The organism is Streptomyces sp. NPDC032940 (assembly GCF_040636935.1).
Classification (GTDB): Bacteria; Actinomycetota; Actinomycetes; order Streptomycetales; family Streptomycetaceae; genus Streptomyces.
On sequence record NZ_JBEZVJ010000025.1, the window covers coordinates 24,867 to 44,428 of the forward strand.

General features: G+C 70.1%; 21 protein-coding genes. 15 read left to right on the forward strand and 6 right to left on the reverse strand.

From position 1 onward, the window contains the following. Window positions 1-26 precede the first annotated feature (26 nt). From AB0E77_RS25720 to AB0E77_RS25785, 14 genes are all read left to right on the forward strand, one after another. On the forward strand, window positions 27-674 hold the full coding sequence (locus AB0E77_RS25720) for an L-threonylcarbamoyladenylate synthase (protein WP_361574420.1): 648 nt from the start codon (window positions 27-29) through the stop codon (window positions 672-674). Next, window positions 671-1,351, forward strand: a complete 681-nt coding sequence (locus AB0E77_RS25725; protein WP_361574422.1) for a protein-tyrosine-phosphatase — start codon at window positions 671-673, stop codon at window positions 1,349-1,351. Before AB0E77_RS25720 ends, AB0E77_RS25725 begins: the two co-directional genes overlap by 4 nt. A gap of 94 nt (window positions 1,352-1,445) precedes the next feature. Continuing rightward, window positions 1,446-2,699, forward strand: a complete 1,254-nt coding sequence (gene glyA / locus AB0E77_RS25730; RefSeq protein WP_361574424.1) for a serine hydroxymethyltransferase — start codon at window positions 1,446-1,448, stop codon at window positions 2,697-2,699. Window positions 2,700-2,829: 130 nt separating this feature from the next. Continuing rightward, window positions 2,830-4,119 (forward strand): MraY family glycosyltransferase, encoded by a 1,290-nt coding sequence (locus AB0E77_RS25735; RefSeq protein ID WP_361574426.1) that lies wholly within the window; start codon window positions 2,830-2,832, stop codon window positions 4,117-4,119. Between the two features lie 287 nt (window positions 4,120-4,406). After that, window positions 4,407-4,841, forward strand: a complete 435-nt coding sequence (locus tag AB0E77_RS25740) for a hypothetical protein (protein ID WP_361574428.1) — start codon at window positions 4,407-4,409, stop codon at window positions 4,839-4,841. A gap of 210 nt (window positions 4,842-5,051) precedes the next feature. After that, window positions 5,052-5,888, forward strand: coding sequence for a F0F1 ATP synthase subunit A (gene atpB, locus AB0E77_RS25745; RefSeq protein ID WP_361574430.1), 837 nt, complete (start codon window positions 5,052-5,054; stop codon window positions 5,886-5,888). A gap of 76 nt (window positions 5,889-5,964) precedes the next feature. Beyond that, the gene (atpE, locus tag AB0E77_RS25750) at window positions 5,965-6,195 is read left to right on the forward strand and encodes an ATP synthase F0 subunit C (RefSeq protein WP_009321656.1); all 231 of its coding nucleotides are present in this window, start codon (window positions 5,965-5,967) and stop codon (window positions 6,193-6,195) included. Window positions 6,196-6,236: 41 nt separating this feature from the next. Continuing rightward, window positions 6,237-6,791, forward strand: coding sequence for a F0F1 ATP synthase subunit B (locus AB0E77_RS25755; RefSeq protein ID WP_102929168.1), 555 nt, complete (start codon window positions 6,237-6,239; stop codon window positions 6,789-6,791). After that, the gene (locus AB0E77_RS25760) at window positions 6,788-7,603 is read left to right on the forward strand and encodes a F0F1 ATP synthase subunit delta (RefSeq protein WP_361574431.1); all 816 of its coding nucleotides are present in this window, start codon (window positions 6,788-6,790) and stop codon (window positions 7,601-7,603) included. Before AB0E77_RS25755 ends, AB0E77_RS25760 begins: the two co-directional genes overlap by 4 nt. Window positions 7,604-7,778: 175 nt before the next feature. Next, the gene (atpA, locus tag AB0E77_RS25765) at window positions 7,779-9,368 is read left to right on the forward strand and encodes a F0F1 ATP synthase subunit alpha (protein ID WP_361574433.1); all 1,590 of its coding nucleotides are present in this window, start codon (window positions 7,779-7,781) and stop codon (window positions 9,366-9,368) included. 21 nt (window positions 9,369-9,389) lie between these two features. After that, on the forward strand, window positions 9,390-10,307 hold the full coding sequence (locus AB0E77_RS25770) for a F0F1 ATP synthase subunit gamma (protein ID WP_361574436.1): 918 nt from the start codon (window positions 9,390-9,392) through the stop codon (window positions 10,305-10,307). Then, a complete protein-coding gene (atpD, locus tag AB0E77_RS25775) occupies window positions 10,307-11,755 on the forward strand; it encodes a F0F1 ATP synthase subunit beta (protein ID WP_361574438.1) in 1,449 nt (482 codons plus the stop codon). Before AB0E77_RS25770 ends, atpD begins: the two co-directional genes overlap by 1 nt. 130 nt (window positions 11,756-11,885) lie before the next feature. Beyond that, the gene (locus AB0E77_RS25780; RefSeq protein WP_019326852.1) at window positions 11,886-12,260 is read left to right on the forward strand and encodes a F0F1 ATP synthase subunit epsilon; all 375 of its coding nucleotides are present in this window, start codon (window positions 11,886-11,888) and stop codon (window positions 12,258-12,260) included. A gap of 129 nt (window positions 12,261-12,389) precedes the next feature. After that, entirely contained in the window at window positions 12,390-12,836 is a 447-nt protein-coding gene (locus tag AB0E77_RS25785; RefSeq protein WP_361574441.1) for a DUF2550 domain-containing protein, read from the forward strand. A 73-nt stretch (window positions 12,837-12,909) separates the two neighbouring features. Here AB0E77_RS25785 and AB0E77_RS25790 read toward each other — a convergent pair whose 3' ends face one another. From AB0E77_RS25790 to AB0E77_RS25800, 3 genes are all read right to left on the reverse strand, one after another. Next, complete coding sequence (locus AB0E77_RS25790) at window positions 12,910-14,736, reverse strand: glycoside hydrolase family 18 chitinase (RefSeq protein ID WP_361574444.1); 1,827 nt, start codon at window positions 14,734-14,736, stop codon at window positions 12,910-12,912. Between the two features lie 123 nt (window positions 14,737-14,859). Beyond that, window positions 14,860-15,501 (reverse strand): response regulator transcription factor, encoded by a 642-nt coding sequence (locus tag AB0E77_RS25795; RefSeq protein WP_361574446.1) that lies wholly within the window; start codon window positions 15,499-15,501, stop codon window positions 14,860-14,862. After that, window positions 15,498-16,688, reverse strand: coding sequence for a histidine kinase (locus AB0E77_RS25800; RefSeq protein WP_361574449.1), 1,191 nt, complete (start codon window positions 16,686-16,688; stop codon window positions 15,498-15,500). The genes AB0E77_RS25795 and AB0E77_RS25800 overlap by 4 nt, the downstream gene beginning before the upstream one ends. 152 nt (window positions 16,689-16,840) lie before the next feature. On the opposite strand from AB0E77_RS25800, the gene AB0E77_RS25805 reads away from it, so the two are divergent. After that, window positions 16,841-17,428 (forward strand): hypothetical protein, encoded by a 588-nt coding sequence (locus AB0E77_RS25805; RefSeq protein WP_361574452.1) that lies wholly within the window; start codon window positions 16,841-16,843, stop codon window positions 17,426-17,428. On the opposite strand, the gene AB0E77_RS25810 is transcribed toward AB0E77_RS25805, so the two are convergent. The 3 genes from AB0E77_RS25810 to AB0E77_RS25820 are packed head-to-tail and all read right to left on the reverse strand — an operon-like array spanning window position 17,425 to window position 19,551. After that, on the reverse strand, window positions 17,425-17,997 hold the full coding sequence (locus tag AB0E77_RS25810) for a cob(I)yrinic acid a,c-diamide adenosyltransferase (RefSeq protein WP_361574455.1): 573 nt from the start codon (window positions 17,995-17,997) through the stop codon (window positions 17,425-17,427). The two genes, AB0E77_RS25805 and AB0E77_RS25810, sit on opposite strands and share 4 nt — an antisense overlap. A 13-nt stretch (window positions 17,998-18,010) precedes the next feature. After that, window positions 18,011-18,760: an ABC transporter permease gene (locus tag AB0E77_RS25815; protein WP_361574458.1), complete on the reverse strand. Its 750-nt coding sequence runs from the start codon at window positions 18,758-18,760 to the stop codon at window positions 18,011-18,013. A gap of 8 nt (window positions 18,761-18,768) precedes the next feature. After that, window positions 18,769-19,551, reverse strand: a complete 783-nt coding sequence (locus AB0E77_RS25820) for an ATP-binding cassette domain-containing protein (protein WP_361574461.1) — start codon at window positions 19,549-19,551, stop codon at window positions 18,769-18,771. Window positions 19,552-19,562: the final 11 nt, after the last annotated feature.

Here is a 19,562-nt window from a genome sequence, read left to right on the forward strand (position 1 = left end):
AGTACCCGTACGAGGAGGCCCGCTAGATGGCTCGGCGATACGACACCAACGACGCGACCGACCGTGTGACCGGTCTGCGCGAGGCCGCGTCCGCCGTCCGCCGTGGCGAGCTCGTCGTGCTGCCCACGGACACGGTGTACGGCATCGGCGCCGACGCGTTCTCGTCGGAGGCCGTCGGTGACCTGCTGGAGGCCAAGGGGCGCGGCCGCAACATGCCGAGCCCCGTCCTCATCGGCTCCCCGAACACCCTGCACGGCCTGGTCACCGACTTCTCCGAGAAGGCCTGGGAGCTGGTCGACGCCTTCTGGCCGGGCGCGCTGACGCTCGTCGCAAGGCACCAGCCCTCGCTCCAGTGGGACCTCGGCGAGACCCGCGGCACGGTCGCCGTGCGGATGCCGCTGCACCCCGTCGCCATCGAGCTGCTCACCGAGTTCGGCCCCATGGCCGTCTCCTCCGCCAACCTGACCGGCCACCCGGCGCCGGAGGACTGCGACGCCGCCCAGCAGATGCTCGGCGACTCCGTCTCCGTCTACCTCGACGGCGGCCCCACCCCGGGCAACGTGCCGTCGTCCATCGTCGACGTCACCCGCGAGGTGCCGGTGCTGCTGCGCGCGGGCGCGCTGTCGGCGGAGGAGCTGCGCAAGGTGGTACCCGACCTCGAGGTGGCGAATTGACGGCCCCTGAGACGGGGCGTGGCATAGGCGACGGGGAACGCGCCGCGGAGATCACGACGACGTTCGTCGGACTGCCGCGCGACAGCTTCCGCATCCTCCACGTCAGCACGGGCAACGTCTGCCGCTCGCCCATCACCGAGCGGCTGACCCGGCATTTCGTGACGGAGCGGCTGGGCGTCCTGGGCGGCGGCCTCGTCGTGGAGAGCGCGGGCACCTGGGGCCACGAGGGCGCGCCGATGGAGGCGAACGCGGAGACGGTCCTCGCCGAGTTCGGCGCGGACGCGGCCGGCTTCACCGGGCGGGAACTGCTCGACGAGCACGTGATCCGCGCCGACCTGGTGCTCACCGCGACCCGCGACCACCGCGCCCAGGTCATCTCCATGGGCCACTCGGCGGGACTGCGCACCTTCACGCTCAAGGAGTTCACCCGCCTGGTGAACGCCATCGACCCCGCGACCCTGCCGCCCCTGGAGGACGGCGTGGTCACCCGCGCGCGTGCCCTGGTCCGCGCGGCGGCGGCTCTACGCGGGTGGCTCCTGGCCCCCACGGCGGAGGCGGACGAGGTGTACGACCCGTACGGCGCACCGCTGACGTTCTTCCGGTCCATCGGCGACGAGATACACCAGGCGCTGGATCCCGTGGTGACGGCACTGACGGGAGTTCCGGCACGGGCGTGAGCGGGGGCGCCGGTGGCTGCGCAACGCGGGCGGCCGGGACCTTGCGGGCCTACATTGGTCGTACGTCACCGTCGACGCACGCCCGGAGCGCACCATGTCGGTCACCCCCGCCCTCGAGGCCGATGACAGCGGGCTCGACCTCCTGCTGCGGCAGGACCCCGAGCTGGCCGAGATCCTGCTCGCCGAAGGCCGCAGGCAGTCGACGACCCTCCAGCTGACCGCCGCCGAGAACTTCACGTCCCCCGCCGTGCTGGCCGCCCTCGGCTCCCCCCTCGCCAACAAGTACGCCGAGGGCTATCCGGGCGCCCGGCACCACGGCGGCTGCGAGATCGTCGACGTGGCCGAACGGCTCGCGGTCGAGCGGGCCCGGGACCTCTTCGGCGCCGACCACGCCAATGTGCAGTCCCACTCGGGCTCCTCCGCCGTGCTCGCCGCCTACGCCGCCCTGCTGCGCCCCGGCGACACGGTCCTCGCGCTCGGCCTGCCCCACGGCGGACACCTCACGCACGGAGCGCCCACCAACTTCTCCGGCCGCTGGTTCCGGTTCATCGGCTACGGCGTCGACGCGGAGACCGGGCTCGTCGACCACGACCAGGTCCGCACCCTGGCCCGCGCGCACCGGCCCAAGGCGATCGTGTGCGGGTCGATCGCCTACCCCCGCCACCTCGACCACGCCTTCTTCCGCGACGTCGCCGACGAGGCCGGCGCCTATCTGATCGCGGACGCCGCACACCCGATCGGCCTGGTCGCCGGGGGAGCGGCGCCCAATCCGGTGCCGTACGCCGACATCGTCTGCGCCACCACGCACAAGGTGCTGCGCGGCCCCCGCGGCGGCATGATCCTGTGCGGAAGCGAACTGGCCGAGCGCGTCGACCGCGCCGTCTTCCCCTTCACGCAGGGCGGCGCCCAGATGCACACCATCGCCGCCAAGGCCGTCGCCTTCGGCGAGGCGTCGACCCCGGCCTTCGCCGCGTACGCCCATCAGGTGGTCGCCAACGCCCGGACCCTCGCCGCCCACCTGGGCGCGGAGGGCTTCGTCGTCACCACCGGCGGCACCGACACCCACCTGGTCACCGTCGATCCGGCCCCGCTCGGCGTCGACGGCAGGACCGCGCGGGGCCGGCTGGCGGCGGCGGGGATCGTGCTGGACTGCTGTGCGCTGCCGCACGCGGACGCCCGGGGCCTGCGCCTGGGCACGGCGGCGGTGACCACGCAGGGCATGGGGGAACCGGAGATGGGGACCGTGGCCACGCTGCTCGCGGGGGTGCTGCGGGGCGCCACGGACACCGCGGCGGCGCGGGACGCCGTACGGGACCTGGTCGCCGGTTTCCCGCCGTATCCGGGCTGAGGCGGGGTAGGAGCACGCGTGTGCACAGCCACTCGTGCAACCATCGTCGCTACCCGGAAGTCCTCACACATATGCGCGCATCGCTAGGGTGTGGGGCTGGGAATGGCCAGCGAGATCTGTGGGGAAGCCCGTGCGTGAATACCTGCTGACGCTCTGCGTCACGGCCGCGGTGACGTATCTGCTGACAGGGCCGGTACGGAAGTTCGCGATCGTGGCGGGAGCGATGCCGGAGATCCGGGCACGCGACGTGCACCGGGAACCCACTCCGCGGCTCGGCGGGATCGCGATGTTCTTCGGACTGTGCGCGGGCCTCCTGGTCGCCGACCACCTCACCAACCTCAACGAGGTCTTCGAGAAGTCGAACGAGCCACGGGCCCTGCTCTCCGGCGCCGCCCTGATCTGGCTGATCGGCGTCCTGGACGACAAGTTCGAGATCGACGCCCTGATCAAGCTCGGCGGCCAGATGATCGCCGCCGGTGTGATGGTGGTGCAGGGTCTGACCATCCTGTGGATCCCCGTGCCGGGCGTCGGCACCGTCGCCCTCACCCAGTGGCAGGGCACGCTGCTCACCGTCGCGCTGGTCGTCATCACCATCAACGCGGTCAACTTCGTGGACGGCCTCGACGGGCTCGCCTCCGGCATGGTGTGCATCGCGGCGGCCGCGTTCTTCATGTACGCCTACCGGGTCTGGTACTCGTACGGCATCGAGGCGGCCGCCCCGGCCACCCTGTTCGCCGCCATCCTCATGGGCATGTGCCTGGGCTTCCTGCCGCACAACATGCACCCCGCCCGGATCTTCATGGGCGACTCCGGGTCGATGCTGATCGGCCTCATCCTCGCGGCCGGCGCGATCTCGGTCACCGGGCAGGTCGACCCGGACGTGATGAATCTCTTCTCCGGGTCCGAGCGCAACACCGTGCACCAGATGGTGCCGGTCTACATCCCGCTGCTGATGCCGCTGACCATCATCGCCATCCCGGCCGCCGACCTGATCCTCGCGATCGTGCGGCGCACCTGGCGCGGCCAGTCGCCGTTCGCCGCGGACCGGGGGCACCTGCACCACCGGCTGCTGGAGGTCGGGCACTCGCACAGCCGCGCGGTGCTGATCATGTACTTCTGGTCGGCGCTGATCGCCTTCGGCGCGCTCGCCTACTCCGTGAACTCGGCGTCCATGTGGATCGTGCTGGGCGTGGTCTTCCTCAGCGCGGTCGGCCTGGTCCTGCTCCTGCTGCCCCGCTTCACCCCCCGCGCCCCGCGCTGGGCCGAGCGCTTCGTGCCGCCGCGCTACCGGCGCCGCCGCAAGGCCGCCGCCGAGTCGCCGGCCGCCGCGGAGGAGGCGGAGGACCGGGTGCCGGTCGCCGCCGGCGTCTCGGGCGTCAACGGCGCGACCGCCGTGGGCCCCCGCTCGGGCACAAGGTAAGAATCTGACGAGAGCATTGCCAACTCGTGGGGGAACAAAGCTCCGCAATATCAGACAACTCGGTGCCGTAATTGCACAGACGCGCGCTGTCACTCTCATGTGTGACAGCAAGCACACCCACAGGTAAAGACCTCATCAAATAGTTTGTGATACGGTTCACGAGAACCCCCGGGTAGAGCCTAAGGACCGTAGTGCGACGGTCTCTTGGCCGTCAGGACACCGTTCGGCCCGGGACTACGCTCGTCCATGACGACACACTGCCCCCTGTGAAAAGCGGAGTTGCCGCCATGCCGTCCAATGACGTCCGGATCTTGCTTCAGGCTGCCGTGCCCACGGCTGCCGTCGGCGCTGTAGCCGCCGTCGTCAGCGGTGTGGTCGCCGGCGGCAAGGGGGCGGTCGGAGCCGTGGTGGGGACGCTCGTGGTGATCCTCTTCATGGGGCTCGGTCTCTACATCCTTCAGCGCACCGCCAAATCGCTTCCGCACCTCTTCCAGGCGATGGGCCTGATGCTCTACGCGGCACAGATTCTTCTGCTGTTCGTCTTCGTCGCCGCGTTCAAGAACACGACGCTGTTCAACCCCCGGGCCTTCGCGCTCACTCTGGTCGCCGGCACCCTCGCCTGGATCGCCGCCCAGACGCGCGCCCACATGAAGTCCAAGATTCTTTACGTCGAGCCCGAACAGTCGGGTAAAAAGCCCGAAAAGACGGGCCACTCGTCGTGAGGGGTAGGGCCGGGATAAAGAGGCATGTGAAGTCCTGCTATCGTCCGGTGCCAACTGCGGCATCGCGGGCGCGGGCATCCCAGCTGACGCCTGCTCAATCGCGAGGCGAGATGCCCCACAGCCGCCCCCACATCCGTAACACCAGTCCCGTGCCGAACTGCGGCCCCGCGCCGCGCCGACACAACGAGGTTGCCGTACCCATGCGCCACGATGAAGGAGCCCGCGGTGAGTGCTGACCCGACGCAGGTGCTCGCCTTCGAGACCGACTGCCACATCTTTGACGGCTGTGGCTTCCCTTCTCCCGGCCTGCACTCGTTCCTGTTCGAGCCCCTGTGGGGCGACCACGACAGCAACCTGTACTTCAACAAGCCGATGCTGCTGGCGCTGCTCGGTTCGGTCGTCATCGTCGGGTTCTTCTGGGCGGCCTTCCGCAAGCCGAAGGTCGTCCCCGGCAAGCTCCAGATGGTCGCCGAGGCGGGTTACGACTTCATCCGGCGCGGGGTCGTCTACGAGACCATCGGCAAGAAGGAAGGCGAGAAGTACGTCCCGCTCGTCGTCTCGCTCTTCTTCTTCGTCTGGATGATGAATCTCTGGTCGATCATCCCGGTCGCCCAGTTCCCGGTCACCTCGATCATCGCGTACCCGGCCGTGCTGGCCGCGGTCGTCTACGTCACCTGGATCACGCTCACCTTCAAGCGCCAGGGATTCGTCGGGTTCTTCAAGAACGTCACCGGCTACGACAAGTCGCTCGGCCCGGTGCTGCCGCTGGCGATGCTGATCGAGTTCTTCTCGAACATCCTCATCCGCCCGTTCACCCACGCCGTGCGACTGTTCGCGAACATGTTCGCCGGTCACACCCTGCTGCTGCTCTTCACGATCGCCAGCTGGTACCTGCTGAACGGCATCGGCATCGCCTACGCCGGCGTGTCGTTCATCATGACCGTGGTGATGACCGCCTTCGAGCTCTTCATCCAGGCTCTGCAGGCGTATGTGTTCGTCCTTCTGACGTGCACCTACATCCAGGGCGCCATGGCCGAGCACCACTGAGCGAACGCGCCCCCGACCTCCACTATTCGTCCGGTGGCCAACCCCCACCGGTCCGTTGAGAAAAGGAAGAACTGGCATGTCCCAGACCCTTGCTGCCGTCGAAGGTTCCCTCGGTTCCATCGGTTACGGCCTCGCTGCCATCGGCCCCGGCGTCGGCGTCGGCATCATCTTCGGCAACGGCACCCAGGCCCTGGCCCGTCAGCCCGAGGCGGCCGGCCTGATCCGCGCCAACCAGATTCTGGGCTTCGCCTTCTGTGAGGCGCTCGCCCTGATCGGTCTGGTCATGCCGTTCGTCTACGGCTACTGATCGCTGATCCCAGACCAGCCGACTAGACGAAAGGCAAACCCATGAGCCCGATGCTCCAGATCGCGGCCGAGGAGATGGAGAATCCCCTCGTCCCGCCGATCCCCGAGCTCGTCATCGGCCTGATCGCCTTCGTCATCGTCTTCGGCTTCCTCGCCTGGAAGCTCCTCCCGAACATCAACAAGGTTCTGGAAGAGCGTCGCGAGGCCATCGAGGGCGGTATCGAGAAGGCCGAGGCCGCGCAGACCGAGGCCCAGAGCGTCCTTGAGCAGTACAAGGCCCAGCTCGCCGAGGCCCGGCACGAGGCCGCGCGCCTGCGCCAGGAGGCGCAGGAGCAGGGCGCCACGCTCATCGCCGAGATGCGCGCGGAAGGCCAGCGGCAGCGTGAGGAGATCATCGCCGCCGGTCACGCCCAGATCCAGGCCGACCGCAAGGCCGCCGCGTCCGCGCTGCGCCAGGACGTCGGACAGCTGGCCACTCAGCTGGCCGGCAAGCTCGTCGGCGAGTCCCTCGAGGACCACGCCCGGCAGAGCCGCGTCATCGACCGCTTCCTGGACGAGCTCGACGACAAGGCGACGAAGGCCGAGGCCACGCGATGAACGGAGCGAGCCGCGAGGCCCTGGCCGCCGCACGTGAGCGTCTCGACGCGCTGACGGACTCCACGTCCGTGGACGCCGGCTCGCTCGCCGACGAGCTGGCCTCCGTCACGGCGCTGCTCCACCGCGAGGTGTCGCTGCGTCGGGTCCTGACCGACCCGGCGCAGGCCGGCGAGGCCAAGGCCGAACTGGCCCAGCGTCTCCTGGGCACCCAGATCAGCGGCCCCGCCGCCGACCTGGTGTCCGGCATGGTGCGCTCCCGCTGGTCGCAGTCCCGCGACCTGGTGGACGCGCTGGAGGAGCTGGCGAACACCGCCGACCTCACCGCCGCGCAGAAGCGGGGCCGGCTCGACAACGTCGAGGACGAGCTGTTCCGGTTCGGCCGGATCGTCGCCTCGAACACCGAGCTGCGGGCCGCGCTGACCAACCGGTCGGCCACCGCCTCGGCCAAGAGCGAGCTGCTGCGCAGCCTGCTCGGCGGCCGGGCGGAGCGGACCACCGAGCGTCTGGTGACGCGCCTTGTGACCGCGCCGCGGGGACGTAGCCTGGAGTCGGGAATCGAATCCCTGTCCAAGCTCGCCGCCGACCGGCGAGACCGGATGGTCGCCGTCGTCACCTCGGCGGTGCCGCTGAGCGACACGCAGAAGCAGCGCCTCGGCGCCGCCCTCGCGAAGATCTACGGCCGTCCGATGCACCTCAACCTGGACGTGGACCCCGAGGTCCTCGGCGGGATGCGGGTGCAGGTCGGCGACGAGGTCATCAACGGCTCCATCGCGGACCGTCTGGAGGACGCCGGCCGCCGCCTGGCGAGCTGACGTTCCCGCCGCGGCGACAGCACGCGACAACAGCACGACAAGCAGTAGCAGTACGTACTTACGACGGCCCTGGTTGGGCCGTGCAGAGGATTCACCTCTTACTGGGGGGAGTCCCGAATCGTGGAATACCCCCCAAGTGAAACTTCGGGCCCAACAAGGAGAGCAGGGAACTCAGATGGCGGAGCTCACGATCCGGCCGGAGGAGATCCGGGACGCACTGGAGAACTTCGTCCAGTCGTACAAGCCGGACGCGGCCTCGCGCGAGGAGGTCGGTACGGTCACCCTTGCCGGCGACGGCATCGCGAAGGTCGAGGGCCTGCCCTCGGCCATGGCCAACGAACTGCTGAAGTTCGAGGACGGCACCCTCGGCCTCGCCCTCAACCTCGAGGAGCGCGAGATCGGTGCCATCGTCCTCGGTGAGTTCAGCGGCATCGAGGAGGGGCAGCCGGTCTCGCGTACCGGTGAGGTCCTCTCCGTGGCCGTCGGCGAGGGCTACCTCGGCCGCGTCGTCGACCCGCTCGGCAACCCGATCGACGGCCTCGGCGAGATCGAGACCTCGGGTCGCCGCGCCCTCGAGCTGCAGGCCCCCACGGTCATGCAGCGCAAGTCGGTGCACGAGCCGATGGAGACCGGCTACAAGGCCGTCGACGCCATGACCCCGATCGGCCGTGGTCAGCGTCAGCTGATCATCGGCGACCGCCAGACCGGCAAGACCGCCCTGGCCGTCGACACGATCATCAACCAGCGTGACAACTGGCGCACCGGCGACCCGAACAAGCAGGTCCGCTGCATCTACGTCGCCATCGGCCAGAAGGGCTCCACCATCGCGTCGGTCCGCCGCGCGCTGGAGGAGAACGGCGCGCTGGAGTACACGACCATCGTGGCCGCCCCGGCGTCCGACCCGGCCGGCTTCAAGTACCTGGCGCCGTACACCGGCTCGGCCATCGGCCAGCAGTGGATGTACGAGGGCAAGCACGTCCTGATCATCTTCGACGACCTGTCGAAGCAGGCCGACGCCTACCGTGCCGTGTCGCTGCTGCTGCGCCGCCCGCCGGGCCGCGAGGCCTACCCGGGCGACGTCTTCTACCTGCACTCCCGTCTGCTGGAGCGCTGCGCCAAGCTCTCCGACGACATGGGCGCCGGTTCGATGACGGGCCTGCCGATCGTCGAGACGAAGGCCAACGACGTCTCGGCGTTCATCCCGACCAACGTCATCTCCATCACCGACGGCCAGTGCTTCCTGGAGTCCGACCTGTTCAACGCCGGCCAGCGTCCGGCCCTGAACGTCGGTATCTCGGTCTCCCGCGTCGGTGGCTCCGCCCAGCACAAGGCCATGAAGCAGGTCTCCGGCCGCCTCCGCGTCGACCTCGCCCAGTTCCGTGAGCTGGAGGCGTTCGCCGCCTTCGGTTCCGACCTGGACGCCGCGTCGAAGTCGCAGCTGGAGCGCGGTCAGCGCATGGTCGAGCTGCTGAAGCAGGACCAGTACCAGCCGATGGCCACCGAGGACCAGGTCGTCTCCGTCTGGGCCGGCACCACCGGCAAGATGGACGAGGTGCCCGTCGCCGACATCCGCCGCTTCGAGAAGGAGCTGCTCGAGTACCTGCACCGCCAGGAGCAGGGCCTCATGACCTCCATCCGCGAGGGCGGCAAGATGTCCGACGACACCCTGCAGGCCGTCGCCGAGGCGATCGCGTCGTTCAAGAAGCAGTTCGAGACCTCGGACGGCAAGCTGCTCGGCGAGGACGCCCCGTCCGCCGCCAAGTGACGTAAGGAAGGGACCTGACTCATGGGAGCCCAGCTCCGGGTCTACAAGCGTCGCATCCGATCCGTCACCGCGACCAAGAAGATCACCAAGGCGATGGAGATGATCGCCGCCTCGCGCGTCGTCAAGGCGCAGCGCAAGGTGGCGGCCTCCACGCCGTACGCGCAGGAACTGACCCGCGCGGTCACGGCGGTCGGCACCGGGTCGAACACGAAGCACCCGCTCACCACGGAGGCGGACAACCCGACCCGTGCCGCGGTCCTGCTCCTCACGAGCGACCGCGGTCTGGCCGGCGCCTTCAACTCCAACGCCATCAAGGCGGCGGAGCAGCTGACCGAGCGCCTCGAGCGTGAGGGCAAGCAGGTCGAGACGTACATCGTCGGCCGCCGTGGTCTGGCCCACTACAACTTCCGCGAGCGCAAGGTCGCGGAGTCGTTCACGGGCTTCACCGACGAGCCGACGTACGCGGACGCCAAGAAGGTCGCGGCGCCGCTGATCGAGGCCATCGAGAAGGAGACGGCGGACGGCGGCGTGGACGAACTCCACATCGTCTACACCGAGTTCGTCTCGATGATGACGCAGACGGCGATCGACTCCCGACTGCTTCCGCTGCGCCTCGAAGAGGTGGCCCGAGAGTCCGCGGCGAAGGACGAGATCCTTCCGCTGTACGACTTCGAGCCGTCGGCGGAGGACGTCCTCGACGCCCTGCTGCCGCGCTACGTCGAGAGCCGCATCTACAACGCGCTGCTGCAGTCGGCCGCTTCCAAGCACGCCGCCACGCGGCGCGCGATGAAGTCGGCCACCGACAACGCGGGCGAGCTGATCAACACGCTCTCCCGTCTTGCCAACGCGGCCCGCCAGGCCGAAATCACCCAGGAAATCAGCGAGATCGTCGGTGGCGCGAGCGCACTGGCCGACGCGACCGCGGGGAGTGACAACTAATGACCACCACTGTTGAGCCGACCGCTGCGTCGGGCGTGGCCACCGGCCGCGTCGCGCGGGTCATCGGCCCGGTCGTCGACGTGGAGTTCCCCGTCGACGCGATGCCGGACATCTACAACGCGCTGCACGTCGAGGTCGCCGACCCGGCCAACGCCGGCGAGCTGAAGACGCTGACCCTCGAGGTCGCGCAGCACCTCGGTGACGGCCTGGTCCGCACCATCTCCATGCAGCCCACCGACGGTCTGGTCCGCCAGGCTCCGGTGACCGACACGGGCTCGGCCATCTCCGTCCCCGTCGGCGACTTCACCAAGGGCAAGGTGTTCAACACCCTCGGCGAGGTCCTGAACGTCGACGAGCAGTACACCGGTGAGCGCTGGCCGATCCACCGCAAGGCGCCCAACTTCGACGAGCTCGAGTCGAAGACCGAGATGTTCGAGACCGGCGTCAAGGTCATCGACCTGCTGACCCCGTACGTCAAGGGCGGCAAGATCGGTCTGTTCGGCGGCGCCGGCGTCGGCAAGACGGTGCTCATCCAGGAGATGATCTACCGCGTCGCCAACAACCACGACGGTGTCTCCGTGTTCGCCGGTGTCGGCGAGCGCACCCGTGAGGGCAACGACCTCATCGACGAGATGAGCGAGTCCGGCGTCATCGACAAGACCGCGCTGGTCTTCGGTCAGATGGACGAGCCGCCGGGCACCCGTCTGCGCGTCGCGCTGGCCGGCCTGACCATGGCCGAGTACTTCCGTGACGTCCAGAAGCAGGACGTGCTGTTCTTCATCGACAACATCTTCCGCTTCACCCAGGCGGGCTCCGAGGTGTCGACCCTGCTCGGCCGCATGCCCTCCGCGGTGGGCTACCAGCCGAACCTGGCCGACGAGATGGGTCTCCTCCAGGAGCGCATCACCTCGACCCGTGGTCACTCGATCACCTCGATGCAGGCGATCTACGTCCCCGCGGACGACCTGACCGACCCGGCCCCGGCCACCACCTTCGCCCACCTCGACGCGACGACGGTTCTGTCCCGTCCGATCTCCGAGAAGGGCATCTACCCGGCCGTGGACCCGCTGGACTCGACGTCCCGCATCCTCGACCCGCGGTACATCGCGGCGGACCACTACCAGGCCGCGATGCGCGTGAAGAACATCCTGCAGAAGTACAAGGACCTGCAGGACATCATCGCGATCCTCGGTATCGACGAGCTCGGCGAGGAGGACAAGCTCGTCGTCCACCGTGCCCGTCGTGTGGAGCGCTTCCTGTCCCAGAACACCCACGTCGCCAAGCAGTTCACCGGCGTCGACGGGTCGGACGTCCCGCTGGACGAGTCGATCGCGGCCTTCAACGCGATCTGCGACGGCGAGTACGACCACTTCCCGGAGCAGGCCTTCTTCATGTGCGGTGGCATCGAGGACCTGAAGAAGAACGCCAAGGAGCTCGGCGTCTCCTGAGCCCCGTGCTCATCGTGGGCCTCACGGCTCACACCGGAGGGGGCGGGCACGTCCCGCCCCCTCCGGCACGCCCCTTAGACTTGTAACCAACACCCGGCTCTCCCGCCGGGTGGTGACCCGAGGAGCCACCTTGGCTGCTGAGCTGCACGTCGCGCTGGTCGCGGCCGACCGAGAGGTCTGGTCCGGCGAGGCCACCCTGGTCGTCGCGCGCACCACGTCCGGCGACATCGGCGTCATGCCCGGTCACCAGCCGCTGCTCGGTGTGCTGGAGTCGGGCCCGGTGACCATCCGTACGAGTGATGGTGGGACGGTCGTCGCCGCGGTGCACGGCGGTTTCATCTCGTTCGCGGACAACAAGCTGTCGCTGCTGGCCGAGATCGCCGAGCTGTCGGACGAGATCGACGTCCAGCGTGCGGAGCGGGAGCTCGAGCGCGCGAAGGCGGAGGGCGACGCCCACGCCGAGCGCCGCGCGGACGTCCGTCTGCGCGCGGCGGCGGGGCGCTGACCCACGGCGCTGTGCTATGACGTCACTCAGCCGCGGCTGGGACCGGAGCGATCCGGACCCGGCCGCGGCTGAGGCAGATCAGGGTGATTTTTCCGTTCCGTTACCTAGGAGACGAGGAGGTCGGTGCCGATGGTCCTCGCTCTGACCGTGTGCGGAATTGTCGTCGCCCTGGTGGTGGTCGGACTGTTCGTCTTCGGCCTGCGCCGCAGACTGATCCAGCGTTCCGGCGGCACCTTCGACTGTTCCCTGCGCTGGGACGCGCCCGGGGAGGGCGACGGCGGCGGTAAGGGCTGGGCCTACGGTGTGGCCCGCTACAACGGTGACCGGGTCGAGTGGTACCGCGTCTTCTCGTACTCTCCCCGGCCGCGGCGGGTCCTGGAACGCTCGGCGATCGAGGTGGCCGGCCGCCGGCTGCCGGACGGCGAGGAGGAGCTGGCACTGCTCTCCGACGCCGTCGTCCTCGCGTGTCTGCACCGGGGCACCCGGCTCGAACTGGCGATGAGCGAGGACGCGCTGACCGGATTCCTCGCGTGGCTGGAAGCAGCCCCACCCGGACAGCGGGTGAACGTGGCGTAGCCTCGTTCACCCGCTGGGTGGGGGTCCCCCGGACGGGGTCTGGGGGAGCGTCGATGTGGCTTGGTGCTGTCTGTTACTTCAGGCCGCTGTCGATGGCGCTCACCAGTTCGCCGTTCGCGGTGTCTCCGCTGAACTCCCAGAAGAAGGCGCCGCCCAGGCCCTGGTTCTCGGCCCAGTCCATCTTGGACTTCACGGTCGCCGGGGTGTCGTAGGACCACCAGTTGGTGCCGCAGTGCGCGTAGGCCGTGCCGGCGACGGTGCCGGTGGCCGGGCAGGTGTTCTTGAGGACCTTGTAGTCCTCGATGCCCGCCTCGTACGTACCGGCCGCCGGGCCGGTCGCGGTGCCGCCGGGCGCCGCCTGCGTGACGCCGGTCCAGCCGCGGCCGTAGAAGCCGATGCCGAGCAGCAGCTTGGTGGCCGGCACGCCCGTCGCCTTGAACTTCGCGATCGCCTCGGCGGAGTTGAAGCCCTGCTGCGGGATGCCGTCGTACGAGGTCAGCGGCGAGTGCGGAGCAGTCGGGCCGTTCTTCGCCCAGGCGCCGAAGAAGTCGTACGTCATCACGTTGTACCAGTCGATGTACTGCGCGGCGGTGCCGTAGTCGGCGGCCTCGATCTTGCCGCCGGTGGAGGCGTCGGCGGTGACGGCCGCGGTGACCAGGTCGTTGCCGAACTCGGCGCGCATCGCCTTCATCATGGAGCTGAAGGCGGTCTTGGTGCTGGTCTCGTCACAGCTGAGACCGCAGGCGTTCGGGTACTCCCAGTCCAGGTCGATGCCGTCGAAGACGTCGGCCCAGCGCGGGTCCTCGACCAGGTCGTGGCAGGACTTCGCGAAGGCGGCCGGGTTCTTGACCGCGTCGGGGAAGCCACCGGACCAGGTCCAGCCGCCGAAGGACCAGATGACCTTGATGTGCGGGTACTTGGCCTTCAGCTTGCGCAGCTGGTTGAAGTTGCCGCGCAGCGGCTGGTCCCAGGTGTCGGCGACGCCGTCGACGGACTGGTCGGCGGTGTACGCCTTGTCGTAGTCGGCGTAGGCGTCGCCGATGGTGCACTTGCCGCCCTGGACGTTGCCGAAGGCGTAGTTGATGTGCGTGATCTTCTCGGCGGAGCCGGAGGTGACCAGGTTCTTCACGTGGTAGTTGCGCCCGTAGACGCCCCAGTTGGTGAAGTAGCCGAGCTTGACCTTGTCGCCGCCGCCCGGGTTGCCGCCGTCGTCGCCGCCGGTGGTGCGGACCTTGACGGCGCCGCTGACCGGGCCGGTCTGGTCGGCGGTGTCGCGGGCCTGGACGGTGTAGGAGTAGTCGGTGCCCTTGGTGAGGCCGTTGTCCGTGTACGTGGTGCCGGTCACGGTGGCGACCTTGGCGCCGTCGCGCAGGACGTCGTAGTTCTTGACGCCCTTGTCGTCGGTCGCCGCCGACCAGGTCAGCTTCACCGAGGTGTCGGTGATGCCGGAGGCGGTCGGGGTGCCCGGCGCGGAGGGGGCCTCGTCGCCGGGGACGGAGGTTCCGTCGCAGCTGCCGCCGTTGAGCTTGCAGCCGGACGGGGAGCCCGAGCCGATGCCGTTGAAGCCGAAGGAGACGGACGCCCCCGGGGCGAGGGTGCCGTTCCAGCCGACGTTCTTGGCGGTCCAGTGGTCACCGGAGTTGGTGACCGTGGCGTCCCACGCCGAGCCGACCTTGGTCCCGGAGGGGAAGTCCCACTCCACGGTCCAGGAGCTGATGGTCGTGGTGCCCGTGTTCTTCACGGTCCAGCTGCCGCCGAAGCCCGTGCCCCAGTCCGAGGTCTTGGCGAAGGTGGCCGTCGCACTCGTGGCCGCCTGGGCGGGGCTCGCGAGCCCGACCAGTCCGGCGAAGGGGAGGGCCAGGGTCGCGGCCAGTGCCGCGGCTCTGTGTCTGAAGCGCATGCTGCGCCTCCTTATGTGGGGATGTTGTTGTGGGCATGACTGAGCCTCATGCCCGCAGTGCCGCGAGAATAGAAAGGTCTGGACCAGAGGTCAATAGGTCTGGACCACTGCTCGTGAAGCCGGCTAGATCCCCAACTCCTGAGCCAGCATGGCCGCTTGCACTCGGCTGCGCAGCTCCAGCTTCCCCAGCAGGCGGCTGACGTGCGTCTTCACCGTGGCCTCGGCCATGTCGAGGCGGACGGCGATCGCGGCGTTGGACATCCCCTCGCCGAGGCAGGACAGGACCTCGCGCTCCCGCCGGGTCAGGCTCTCGAGGACGGCCGGGTCGGCGGCGGGCTCCCGGACCGGCCGCGCCGCGAACTCGGCGATCAGGCGCCGCGTGACGGCCGGGGCGACGATCCCCTCGCCGCCCGCCACCGTGCGCACGGCGCCGATGAGGTCCTTCGCCTCGGTGTTCTTCAGCAGGAACCCGGCGGCGCCCGCCCTGAGCGCCCCGAAGACGTACTCGTCGAGGTCGAAGGTGGTCAGCACCAGCACGTCGGCCAGCCCTTCGCCGACCACCCGCCGGGTCGCCGACACCCCGTCGAGGCGGGGCATCTGCACGTCCATCAGGACCAGGTCGGGCCGCAGCTCCCGGGCCAGCTCCACCGCCCGCTCGCCGTCCGCCGCCTCGCCGACCACCTCGATGTCCGGGGCGCTGCCCAGGATCAGCACCAGTCCCGCGCGGACGGCGGACTGGTCCTCGGCGACGAGGACGCGGATCATGCGGGGTCTCCTTCATCGGTGAGGGGCAGGGCGGCGCGGACGGTCCACACCGTCGCGCCGGCCGCCGGTCCGGGACCGGCCTCGAACGTGCCGTGCAGCAGCGCGGCCCGCTCCCGCATGCCGACCAGGCCGGCGCCCGAGCCGGGGGCGCGCGGCCCGTCCCGGTCACCGTACGGGCTGGTGACCCGGACGCGCAGGAGGCCCCCGTCACGGGTGACGGCCACCTCGACCGGTCCCGGCGAGGCGTGCTTCAGCGCGTTCGTCAGCGACTCCTGCACGATGCGGTACGCGGCCAGCTCGACCGGCGCCGGGACGCCCTCGCCGGGCTCCGCCTCCAGGGTGACGTCGAGGCCGTTGGCGCGGGCGCCGTCGACCAGGGCGCCGAGGCCGTCGAGGGTGGGCGCGACGGCCGGCGCGGTGTCGCCCCCGGTGTCCCGCAGGATGCCGATCAGCCGCCGCATCTCGGCCAGGCCCGCCACGCTGTTCTCCCGGATCACGCCCAGGGCCTGCCGGGTGGTGGCGGGGTCGTCCAGGGAGAGCGCGGCCGTGGAGTGGATGGCGATCGCGGAGAGGTGGTTGGCGACCATGTCGTGCAACTCCCGGGCCATCCGCGAGCGTTCCGCCGTCACCGCCTGCACGCGGTCCGTCTCGGCCAGCAGCGCGGTCTGCTCGGCGCGCAGCCGGGCCGCGTCGGCCGCCTCCCGGTGGTTGCGCACGATCAGTCCGGTGGACGCGGGCGCGAACGACACGATCCCGACCCCGACACCGATCAGCAGCGCCTCGGGCACCCGCCACACCGCGTAGGGCACGATCGCGCCGGCCACCGTGAGCAGCCCGGTGATCCACGGGATGCGGCGGGCCGAGGCGGGCGGTCCGTAGAGCACGGCGGCGTACATCAGGTCGGTGTACATGATCACCGTGACCAGATTGCCCTGCGTGAGCGTGTCGCCGACCAGCGCGGCCGTGCCGATCAGCAGCCCCGTGCGCGGCGCCGTCCGGCGCAGCAGCTCGCAGCCGGCCATGACGGCCAGCGGGACCAGCAGCGGCCAGCGGCCTTCGAACAGCACGACCGGCTCGTCGCGGGACTGGAGGCCCAGGCCGATGCCCCACAGCAGCAGGCCGCCGAGCAGACCGGCCGACGCGATGTACACCTCGAAGCGGCGTGGGCGGAGGAGTCGTACGGCCATGTCACCATCCAACACGGCCCGCGCTCCGCCCGCCTGGTCCCGGGGAAGGGTCCGGCACTGCATCCTTCGATGTACCGCGGGTTCGTCACCGGCGACGACGAAAGCGGCGGGATCCCCCGGGAGCCTGGAAGGGTGAACGAAGGGAGCGTGTCGTGGTCGTCGCGTTGATCATCGCCTGCGAGGTGGGCTTCTGGGTGCTGCTGGCACTCGGACTGGCCGCCCGCTACCTGCTGAAGTGGCGCCGCACGAGTGTCGTCCTGCTGCTGTGCGAGCCGCTGCTGGAACTGGTGCTGTTCGCCGTCACGGCGGTCGACCTGAGGAACGGCGCCGAGCCGGGCTGGGAGCACGGCCTGGCGGCCCTGTACATCGGCTACACCGTCGCGTACGGCCACTACACGATCCGCTGGCTCGACGGGCACGCCGCCCACCGTCTGGCCGGCGGCCCGCCCCCGCCGAAGCCGCCCCGCTACGGCACCGCCCGCGCGCTGCACGAGGCCCGGCTGTGGCTGCGCACGGTGCTGGGCGCCGCGGTGGCCTGCGCACTGCTCCAGGGCGCCGTCTGGTACGTCGGGGACGACGGCGACGTCTCGTCGCTGCGAGGCTTCCAGTGGGTGGCGCTCAGGGCGGTGGGCGTCCACGGCCTGATCGCGCTGACGTACGCGATCTGGCCGAAGAAGGCCCCGGCCGCGACGGCCCCGGTCCCCGCGGGACGGGACACGGAGCGGGAGGGAGCGCGCTAACGCTCCCCGCCCGGCACCCACAGCACGTCGCCGACCTCCTTGTTGGCGACGCGCGCCAGGATGAACAGCAGGTCGGAGAGGCGGTTGAGGTAGGTCGCGGTGAGCGGGTTCATCGTCTCGCCGTGGACCTCCAGCGCCGCCCACGTCGAGCGCTCGGCCCGCCTCACCACCGTGCACGCCTGGTGCAGCAGGGCCGCGCCGGGCGTGCCGCCGGGGAGGATGAAGGAGCGGAGCTTCTCCACCTCGGCCAGGAAGCGGTCGCAGTCCGCCTCCAGCTTGTCGACGTAGAACTGCTCGACCCGCAGGGGCGGGTACTCCGGGTCCTCCACCACCGGCGTCGACAGGTCCGCGCCCACGTCGAACAGGTCGTTCTGGACGCGGACGAGGACCTTGACGAGGGCGTCGCTCAACCCGCCGAGGGCGATCGCCGTGCCGATCACCGCGTTCGCCTCGTTGGCGTCGGCGTACGCGGAGATCCTCAGGTCGGTCTTGGGGACCCGGCTCATGTCACCGAGGGCGGTGGTGCCCTGGTCGCCGGTCCGGGTGTAGATGCGCGTCAGGTTGACCATGGGGCCAGCGTAGTTAGGCTCCGGCGGTCCGGAACACGCGTGTGCCCACCGTCACGGACAGCACCGTCAGGCCGACGGCGACCAGGACGCCGTACAGCATGTGCGCGGTGGCGTAGTGGCCGACGAAGGCGTCCCGCACGGCGTCCACCAGATAGCGCAGCGGCATGAAGTGGGACAGCACGTCCAGCCAGCGCGGGCCCAGCGTCATGGGCAGCATCAGGCCGCTCAGCAGCATCGCGGGCATGGTCAGCGCGTTGATCACCGGCCCGAACCCCTGCGGGGTGGCGACCTTCATCGCCAGCGCGTAGGACAGCGACGCCAGGGAGACGGTGAGCAGCGCGACGAACGCGAACCCGATCAGCACGCCCGGCAGCGGCGCCCTGAGCCCCATCGCGACCGCGGCCAGCACCAGCAGCACCGCCTGGAAGACGAACACCGTCGCCTCCCGCAGCACCCGGCCCAGCAGCAGGGCCAGCCGGCTGACGGGCGTGACGCGCATCCGCTCGACCACCCCCTGGCCCTTCTCCAGGATGATCATGAAGCCGGCGAACGAGGCGCCGAACAGCCCGAGTTGGAGCAGCAGCCCGGGCACCAGCACCTGCCAGGAGCTGCCCCGTCCGCCCAGCGGCAGGCCGGTGAGGAGCGGCCCGAAGAACAGCAGGTACAGCAGCGGCATCAGCACGCCGAAGAGCAGCGCGAAACGCGAGCGCAGCGACTGGCGCAGATAGCGGCCGTAGACGAGAGCGGTGTCGTGCAGCAGCATGCGGGGTCCTATACGGCGACGGGGGCGGCGTCGGCCGGGGCGGGGCCGCGGCCGGTGATGGCGAGGAAGGTGTCCTGGAGCGAGGCGTCGAGCGTGCCTCCGTACTCCAGCTTCAGGGCGGTGGGGGTGCCCTCGGCGGCCACCACGCCCCGGTCGACGACGACCAGGCGGTCGGAGAGCGCGTCGGCCTCGTCGAGGTAGTGGGTGGTCAGGAAGACCGTGGTGCCCCGCTCGTCGCGCAGCCGGCGCACCAGCTCCCACAGGCCGGCGCGGCTGCCGGGGTCCAGGCCGGTCGTCGGCTCGTCCAGGAAGAGCACCACCGGGTCGTGGGTGAGCGCCATCGCGATGTCCAGCCGGCGCCGCTGGCCCCCCGAGAGCGCGCCGCACTTGCGGTCGAGCAGCCCCTCGAGGTCCAGGTCGCGGGCCAGCTCCTCGGCGCGCCCGGCCGCCCGCGCCCTCGGCAGGCGGTACAGGCGGCCCTGGGTGACCAGCTCCTCCCGCACGGTGATCTGCGGGTCCACGCCGCCCGACTGCGCCACGTACCCGCAGGACCGGCGCACGCCGGCGGGGTCCCTCACCAGGTCGTGCCCCGCGACGGTGGCCGCGCCGCCGGTGGGGGCGAGCAGGGTCGTGAGCATCCGGAGGGTCGTGGTCTTACCGGCGCCGTTGGGTCCCAGGAGGCCGAGGATCTCGCCCTCGCGCACGGTCAGGTCGATGCCGCGCACGGCCTCGAGCGGGCCTTGTTTCGTCCGGAAGGTACGGGCCAGACCGGCCGTACTGATGATTGCCATGCCCCCAGAAA

What these genes read in the sequence shown, in the direction of transcription:
- AB0E77_RS25720 (WP_361574420.1), top strand. Translation starts at nt 27, where the DNA reads ATGGCTCGGCGATACGACACCAACGACGCGACCGACCGTGTGACCGGT.
- glyA (WP_361574424.1), top strand. Translation starts at nt 1,446, where the DNA reads ATGTCGGTCACCCCCGCCCTCGAGGCCGATGACAGCGGGCTCGACCTC.
- AB0E77_RS25740 (WP_361574428.1), top strand. Translation starts at nt 4,407, where the DNA reads ATGCCGTCCAATGACGTCCGGATCTTGCTTCAGGCTGCCGTGCCCACG.
- atpB (WP_361574430.1), top strand. Translation starts at nt 5,052, where the DNA reads ATGAAGGAGCCCGCGGTGAGTGCTGACCCGACGCAGGTGCTCGCCTTC.
- atpE (WP_009321656.1), top strand. Translation starts at nt 5,965, where the DNA reads ATGTCCCAGACCCTTGCTGCCGTCGAAGGTTCCCTCGGTTCCATCGGT.
- AB0E77_RS25755 (WP_102929168.1), top strand. Translation starts at nt 6,237, where the DNA reads ATGAGCCCGATGCTCCAGATCGCGGCCGAGGAGATGGAGAATCCCCTC.
- AB0E77_RS25760 (WP_361574431.1), top strand. Translation starts at nt 6,788, where the DNA reads ATGAACGGAGCGAGCCGCGAGGCCCTGGCCGCCGCACGTGAGCGTCTC.
- atpA (WP_361574433.1), top strand. Translation starts at nt 7,779, where the DNA reads ATGGCGGAGCTCACGATCCGGCCGGAGGAGATCCGGGACGCACTGGAG.
- AB0E77_RS25770 (WP_361574436.1), top strand. Translation starts at nt 9,390, where the DNA reads ATGGGAGCCCAGCTCCGGGTCTACAAGCGTCGCATCCGATCCGTCACC.
- atpD (WP_361574438.1), top strand. Translation starts at nt 10,307, where the DNA reads ATGACCACCACTGTTGAGCCGACCGCTGCGTCGGGCGTGGCCACCGGC.
- AB0E77_RS25785 (WP_361574441.1), top strand. Translation starts at nt 12,390, where the DNA reads ATGGTCCTCGCTCTGACCGTGTGCGGAATTGTCGTCGCCCTGGTGGTG.
- AB0E77_RS25790 (WP_361574444.1), bottom strand. Translation starts at nt 14,736, where the DNA reads ATGCGCTTCAGACACAGAGCCGCGGCACTGGCCGCGACCCTGGCCCTC.
- AB0E77_RS25795 (WP_361574446.1), bottom strand. Translation starts at nt 15,501, where the DNA reads ATGATCCGCGTCCTCGTCGCCGAGGACCAGTCCGCCGTCCGCGCGGGA.
- AB0E77_RS25800 (WP_361574449.1), bottom strand. Translation starts at nt 16,688, where the DNA reads ATGGCCGTACGACTCCTCCGCCCACGCCGCTTCGAGGTGTACATCGCG.
- AB0E77_RS25810 (WP_361574455.1), bottom strand. Translation starts at nt 17,997, where the DNA reads ATGGTCAACCTGACGCGCATCTACACCCGGACCGGCGACCAGGGCACC.
- AB0E77_RS25815 (WP_361574458.1), bottom strand. Translation starts at nt 18,760, where the DNA reads ATGCTGCTGCACGACACCGCTCTCGTCTACGGCCGCTATCTGCGCCAG.
- AB0E77_RS25820 (WP_361574461.1), bottom strand. Translation starts at nt 19,551, where the DNA reads ATGGCAATCATCAGTACGGCCGGTCTGGCCCGTACCTTCCGGACGAAA.